Source organism: Pseudomonadales bacterium, from assembly GCA_013215025.1.
Lineage (GTDB): Bacteria > Pseudomonadota > Gammaproteobacteria > Pseudomonadales > DT-91 > DT-91.
The window spans coordinates 1-6,147 of the sequence record JABSRR010000109.1 but is presented as its reverse complement, the minus strand read 5'-3'; the positions used below and the strand labels follow the sequence as shown (position 1 = coordinate 6,147).

The following is a 6,147-nucleotide window of genomic DNA, read 5'->3' as shown; positions in this document are numbered from 1 at the left end:
GAAGGGGGCGTCGAAAATAAACAGATTGAGCAGCGCATACGCCAGAATTTTTTAACGCTTAGGCAAAACTTTGAGGCGGTGATTGAACACGCGCGTCTGCAAGGGCAAATCGATGAGCATGCCGACAGTGGCGCGCTTGCGCATTTTATGCTGCTGCAGGTGCAAGGCCTGATTGCTTTGAGTAACGTGAATCAGGAAAGTTTGCAGCAGGCGAGTGAGGTACTAAAACAACAGCTGCGGCAGTGGTGACTATTGAGCAAGTGTAATAAGATACGCCTGCCCAATATACTCAATAAGCCATGTTCACAGCATCGCTCAATTAACCTAAAGTTAAGCCGCGTCGAATCGGTCAGCGTTCATCACTTTAGTCCAAGCTTGAACAAAGTCGTGCGCAAATTTTTCAAGATTGTCATCTTGTGCATAGACTTCAGCATAAGCGCGAAGAACTGAATTCGAGCCGAATACTAAATCGACTCTTGTGGCTGTCCATTTTAGTGTATCCTTCTCTCGATCGCGAATTTCGTATAGATTTTCGCCAACGGGCACCCAACGATTGTTCATATCGGTTAGATTGACGAAGAAGTCGTTTGTGAGTGTGCCTGGTCGGTCTGTAAACACGCCATGTTTAGTATCGCCATGATTGGTGTCTAACACTCGCATGCCACCTATTAATACCGTCATTTCAGGCGCGGTCAAGCCCATTAATTGTGTTCTATCTAACATCATTTCTTCTGGGCTAACGGCATATTCTTGTTTCACCCAGTTTCGATATGCATCATGCAGCGGCTCTAATACATCAAACGAGGGCTCGTCAGTCATGTCTTGCGTTGCGTCACCGCGGCCGGGTGTGAAAGGGATATCCACTTGTATTCCTGCCGCGTTGGCCGCTTGCTCAATAGCAACATTGCCTGCCAAAACGATCACATCGGCTATGCTGGCACCGCTGCTGGCGGCAATCGGTTCAAGTACGCTTAGTACCTTTTCTAAAATTTCAGGCTCGTTAGCTGGCCAGTCTTTTTGAGGGGCTAAGCGGATACGCGCACCATTGGCTCCGCCGCGTTTATCTGAACCACGAAATGTTCTGGCACTATTCCAAGCAGTTGAGACCATTTCAGCAATACTGAGAGAGCTTGAAGTAATGGCGTCTTTGACTGCATTCACATCATAGTGGGTATTTCCAGAGGGAATAGGGTCTTGCCAGATAAGGTCCTCTGCGGGCACATCAGGTCCAAAATATCGAGATTTTGGCCCTAAGTCTCGATGCGTTAGCTTGAACCAGGCACGGGCAAACACATCGGAAAAATATTCGGGATCGTTCGCAAATCGCTCGGAAATTTTTCTATAGGCGGGGTCGACTTTCAGCGCCATGTCGGCATCTGTCATCATCGGCATCACTCGTTTACCCGCTATTTCAGCATCAGGAGGCATCAGATCTTCTTCGATATGCACTGGCTGCCATTGAGTGGCTCCGGCTGGGCTGTGAGTGAGCTGCCATTCATGATTCAACAGCATGTCGAAATAACCGTTATCCCATTGCGTCGGGTTGCTTGTCCAGGCGCCTTCAATACCACTGGTAACGGCATCTCGGCCAATTCCTCTGTGGGTCTTGTTGATCCAGCCAAAGCCTTGATCCTCTAGGGGCGCTGCCTCAGGTTCAGGGCCTAATAATGACGGGTCGCCATTACCATGGCCTTTACCAACGGTGTGCCCGCCTGCCGTTAAGGCTACGGTTTCTTCGTCGTTCATAGCCATGCGTGCAAACGTTAAGCGCATGTCTCGCGCGGTAAGCATCGGGTCTGATTTCCCATCTATGCCTTCAGGGTTTACATAGATAAGCCCCATCATGACTGCCGCCAGCGGGTTTTCTAGGTTACGATTATCTGCCCAGCGATTCCCTTCACTGCCTGTTGGGGCTAACCATTCTTGTTCAGAGCCCCAGTAGACATCTTTTTCGGGATGCCAAATATCCTCCCGGCCAAATGCAAACCCAAACGTTTTAAGCCCCATCGATTCATAAGCAATCGTGCCGGCATAGGCAATTAAGTCGGCCCAGCTGACTTTGTTGCCATACTTCTTTTTAATCGGCCAAAGTAAACGGCGTGCTTTATCGAGATTGCCATTATCCGGCCAAGAATTAAGTGGGGCGAATCTCTGGTTGCCAGTGCCTGCGCCGCCGCGTCCATCCGCAATGCGGTAAGAACCGGCTGCGTGCCAGGTCATGCGAATCATTAAGCCGCCATAATGGCCCCAATCCGAGGGCCACCATGATTTGCTATCGGTCATGAGCGCGGTCAGGTCTTGTTTGAGTGCCTGAATATCTAAACTTTGCAGCGCTTGGTGGTAGTTATAGTCATCACCATATGGCTGGGTTTTGTGGTCGTGTTGATGCAAGATGTCAAGATTTAGGGCCTTTGGCCACCATTTAGTCACAGACACTTCGTTTTGAGTGGCACCCCCATGTGCGAAGGGGCATTGCGCTTCAGACATAAAATCGCTCCTTTTTTAATATGTTTGATCAACTGACAAGCAGATATAAGTCTATGCAGTTTAACGCTCGGGTTTTGATGTTGCTGCATGGTGACTGTTCACTGCTTACTGCTCACTGATCAGTAAAGCAGTAAACAAAGTAGACCAAAAATTAAAAATTGTATAGAGACGAATCTGGATACTTTCTAAGGCTTAGACTCTGCGCTTTGAGTCAAAACAGTAATCAAATCCATCGAATTTTCCTAAAGCCGTTGGGGCGGGTGAGTCTAGTGAGTCGAGTGAGTCGAGTGGATAATGTTCAGCCATTCACAAAAGTTTAAATACGCGATACACTGGGTATTCATCGACAGATTAACACGTAAGTCACTGTCATCAACCCTCGATAAATTTTCATCAGGGTGATGTTGCCTGCGTTTAATCTGCACAGCTGTCACCCGTGACCATAGTGAGACGATTATGACAGCAACGCCACAGCATATTTGGATAAAACACCCGCTTGCGGTATTTACCGCCAATNNACAAGACGCCAGCAATGGCATTGTGATTGACCNAAGCACCGGGCTNATCNTTGAGCTGGTGCCACAACATGCCAGCCCCAATACCTCCGTTCACCAAACCTTCGATGCTAGCCAATGCGTGCTATTGCCGGGCTTGGTTAATACCCATCATCATTTGTATCAAACCTTAACCCGCGCGGTGCCTGCGGCGCTGAATAAGCGTTTATTTCCGTGGTTACAAAGTTTATACCCCATTTGGGCCAATCTGCGCCCTGAGATGATTAAGGCCTCGACCGAGTTGGGGCTAACAGAGTTGTTGATGTCGGGCTGTACCACCGTGGCCGATCATCATTATTTATTTCCTGAAGCTTTATTGGAAGCGATTGATGTGCAAGTGGCTGCCGCTAACAAAATTGGTGCGCGAGTAACCTTGACGCGTGGCTCGATGAGCCTAGGTGAAGACGATGGCGGTTTGCCGCCGCAGTCGACGGTGCAAAGCGATGCCGATATTTTGGCCGATTCGCAGCGGCTGATTAAACAGTATCATGACCCCTCAGCGGGCTCGTTTGTGCATATCGCCTTAGCGCCTTGTTCACCGTTTTCGGTGACTACCGAGTTGATGCAGGCAACCGCGGCCTTGGCTAAAACTTATAAAGTGCAGCTGCATACCCATTTGAGTGAAACCGAAGATGAAGACCGTTTCTGTTTGGCGCGCTTTAAGCTGCGTCCGGTGGATTATCTGGAGTCGGTCGGCTGGCTGCATCAGCACACCTGGTTGGCGCACGGCATTCACTTTAACGATGAAGAAATCGTGCGCCTTGGGCAGGCCAAGGTAGGGGTGTGCCATTGCCCCAGCTCGAATATGATTTTGGCCTCGGGTATTTGCCGCACGAAAGAACTCGCGGCGGCGGGGGTGAAAGTAGGCTTAGGGGTGGATGGCTCAGCCTCCAACGATGGCTCGAATATGATACAAGAGGTGCGCCAGGCGCTGTTAATCAATCGCTTACGATATGAAGCCGATGAGGTGAGTCATTTGGATGCCTTATATTGGGCCACCAAAGGCTCGGCTGAGGTGTTGGGGCGCGACGATATCGGCGAATTGGCGGTGGGCAAACAGGCCGACCTGGCGCTGTTTGGCCTCGATGAGGCACGTTTTTCCGGCAGCCACGACCCGCTGGCGGCGTTGATTTTATGCGGTGCGCACCAGGCCAGCCATGTGATGGTGCAGGGGCAATGGAAGGTACGCGATAAACAATTAATCAATCTTGATCTGCAGGCGATGATGCAGGCCCATCATGCCCAGGCGAAAGATTTATTGGCGGCGTTAGAGGCCTAGGTTTTTATGATGAAGCAGCTTGGTCTAAAAGGCGAGAGTTAATATGTCGCTTTACAACGGATTTGTCAGCGTTAGCAGTATGTTAGCGTCAGCTATTTTTGCTTGGGCTATTTTTGTTTAGACCTTCTTTGCTTAGACTATTTTTACTCAGATTATCTTTGCTAAGCATATTGTCTATCTCACGTATGGCTTGCTTGTCTTTTTCGATGCCTTGTAACAGTTGGCTTTTTTTGGCATTAAGCTGCGCTGAAAATTCAGCACAGAAATGCCCCAATTCTTGATAGCGCCGGTAGGCGCGATGAATTGTTGAAAGGCTAAAGCCAATCTCTTTGCCTTTTTTGATAAAGTTTAATTCATTCAGCTGTACCTGCCCATACTCGCGATAGCCATTGAGTCCGCGTGAGGGTGGGCTTAACAGACCTATTTTTTCATAGTAACGCAGCGTATCGCGCGATAGGCCGGTCACTTTTTCAAATTCAGAAATTTTCATCTGCTACCCATTGACTATGGAGTAAATCCATACTTTACCATAGTTTTTTGTGGAGGCTAGATTATGAAGATAACTCAAATTAGAAATGCAACTATCATGCTTGAAATAAACCAACAACGTATTTTGCTTGACCCTATGCTGGCAAAGCAATCGAGCTTGCCTAAGCTTCGATATTTTCGCAGTCAAGAACGCAATCCATTGGTTGAACTGCCAGAGATGTTTCAACAAGTAAAAGATAGTATCGATTACGCCTTGATTACACATTGTCAGAAAGGCCATTTTGATCACCTAGATCGCGCGGGTCTTAAGTGGCTATTAGATAATGATATTAAGACATTTTGCACGCCACATGATGTGCAGTATTTACGAAAGAAGGGCGTTTGCACACAGTTGTTAGCAAAACGATGTAGCCCTTTTTTTGATGGCACGATTGAACAAGTGCCGGCAACACATGCCCGAGGCTGGCTTGCGCCATTGATGGAGCATGGCACAGGCTATTTTTTACAGCTGCCGAATGAGCCAAGTGTGTATTTAATGGGTGATACTGTATTAACGGATGCGATAAGAACATTCATTCGGGCGAAACAACCGGATTTTATTGTTGCGCCAACCGCTAAGGCACAGTTTGACCTAGGCGCACCGATACTGTTGGATGAAGCAGAAATTATTGAATTGGCGCTAATCAGCACCGGAAAAATTATCGCTAATCATATGGATGCTTTAGATCATTGCCGAATTAAGCGATCCGACTTAATAGATTTGATCGATAAAGAAAATCTCAGCGCGAAGTTTTTGATACCTGATGATGGCGAGACGGTCACGCTAGAAGTTCAGCCGTGTTAAGGGCTTTATAGAGATTTTGATCCGTTTTGAAAGCTAAGATTGAAAGCTAGAGTTGATTAGCTGACAGAAAAACGCTGATGCAAGAAAGGTGATATTGTGAAAGTGATGTAAGAAAGCTGCTACGCGAGCACTGTGAGATAAGTGCTCGTGTAGCGGCGATATTATGCCAAGCGATTAGCCAACTATGCGAATTGGCTCAGCGCTTGGCGCTGTGCTTAATGCTTCTGACGGTGGGCGGAAGTCAGTCAAGTTAATACCTTTAACAGCTGCACAGCGAGAACTCGCACTACGAATCCCTGATTGGCTTAAGTTTTTGGTTTTGTCACTTATTCTTGCCATGTGTAATTTTTCCTTATTTATCTGCTTTACCTGGCAAAGTTTATTATGGTGGCTTACCTAACTAAAAAAGAATTACCTATTTTTGTTGGATGGCCACCCCATTACCAATTTTTTTGGATGGCTTATCGGAGTCCTATACCTGGGTTGGTGGTAAG

The 6,147-nt window shown here is 47.6% G+C and carries 6 protein-coding genes; 3 read left to right on the top strand and 3 right to left on the bottom strand.

Annotated elements, in window-relative coordinates:
• Positions 1-249, top strand: a 249-nt coding sequence (locus HRU21_08525) for a hypothetical protein (protein NRA42333.1), incomplete at its 5' end; no start/stop codon positions are given.
• Between the two features lie 81 nt (positions 250-330).
• On the opposite strand, the gene katG is transcribed toward HRU21_08525, so the two are convergent.
• Entirely contained in the window at positions 331-2,487 is a 2,157-nt protein-coding gene (gene katG / locus HRU21_08520; protein ID NRA42332.1) for a catalase/peroxidase HPI, read from the bottom strand.
• 456 nt (positions 2,488-2,943) lie between these two features.
• On the opposite strand from katG, the gene HRU21_08515 reads away from it, so the two are divergent.
• Positions 2,944-4,320 carry an 8-oxoguanine deaminase gene (locus HRU21_08515; protein ID NRA42331.1) on the top strand — a complete coding sequence of 459 codons (1,377 nt, stop codon included), beginning with the start codon at positions 2,944-2,946 and terminating at the stop codon, positions 4,318-4,320.
• A gap of 88 nt (positions 4,321-4,408) precedes the next feature.
• Here HRU21_08515 and HRU21_08510 read toward each other — a convergent pair whose 3' ends face one another.
• Positions 4,409-4,810 carry a MerR family transcriptional regulator gene (locus HRU21_08510; protein ID NRA42330.1) on the bottom strand — a complete coding sequence of 134 codons (402 nt, stop codon included), beginning with the start codon at positions 4,808-4,810 and terminating at the stop codon, positions 4,409-4,411.
• Positions 4,811-4,906: 96 nt separating this feature from the next.
• Between HRU21_08510 and HRU21_08505 the strand changes: the two genes are divergently transcribed.
• Complete coding sequence (locus tag HRU21_08505; GenBank protein NRA42329.1) at positions 4,907-5,653, top strand: MBL fold metallo-hydrolase; 747 nt, start codon at positions 4,907-4,909, stop codon at positions 5,651-5,653.
• A gap of 174 nt (positions 5,654-5,827) precedes the next feature.
• Here the strand turns inward: HRU21_08505 and HRU21_08500 are convergent, their stop codons facing one another.
• Positions 5,828-5,992 carry a hypothetical protein gene (locus HRU21_08500; GenBank protein ID NRA42328.1) on the bottom strand — a complete coding sequence of 55 codons (165 nt, stop codon included), beginning with the start codon at positions 5,990-5,992 and terminating at the stop codon, positions 5,828-5,830.
• Between the last annotated feature and the right edge of the window lie 155 nt (positions 5,993-6,147).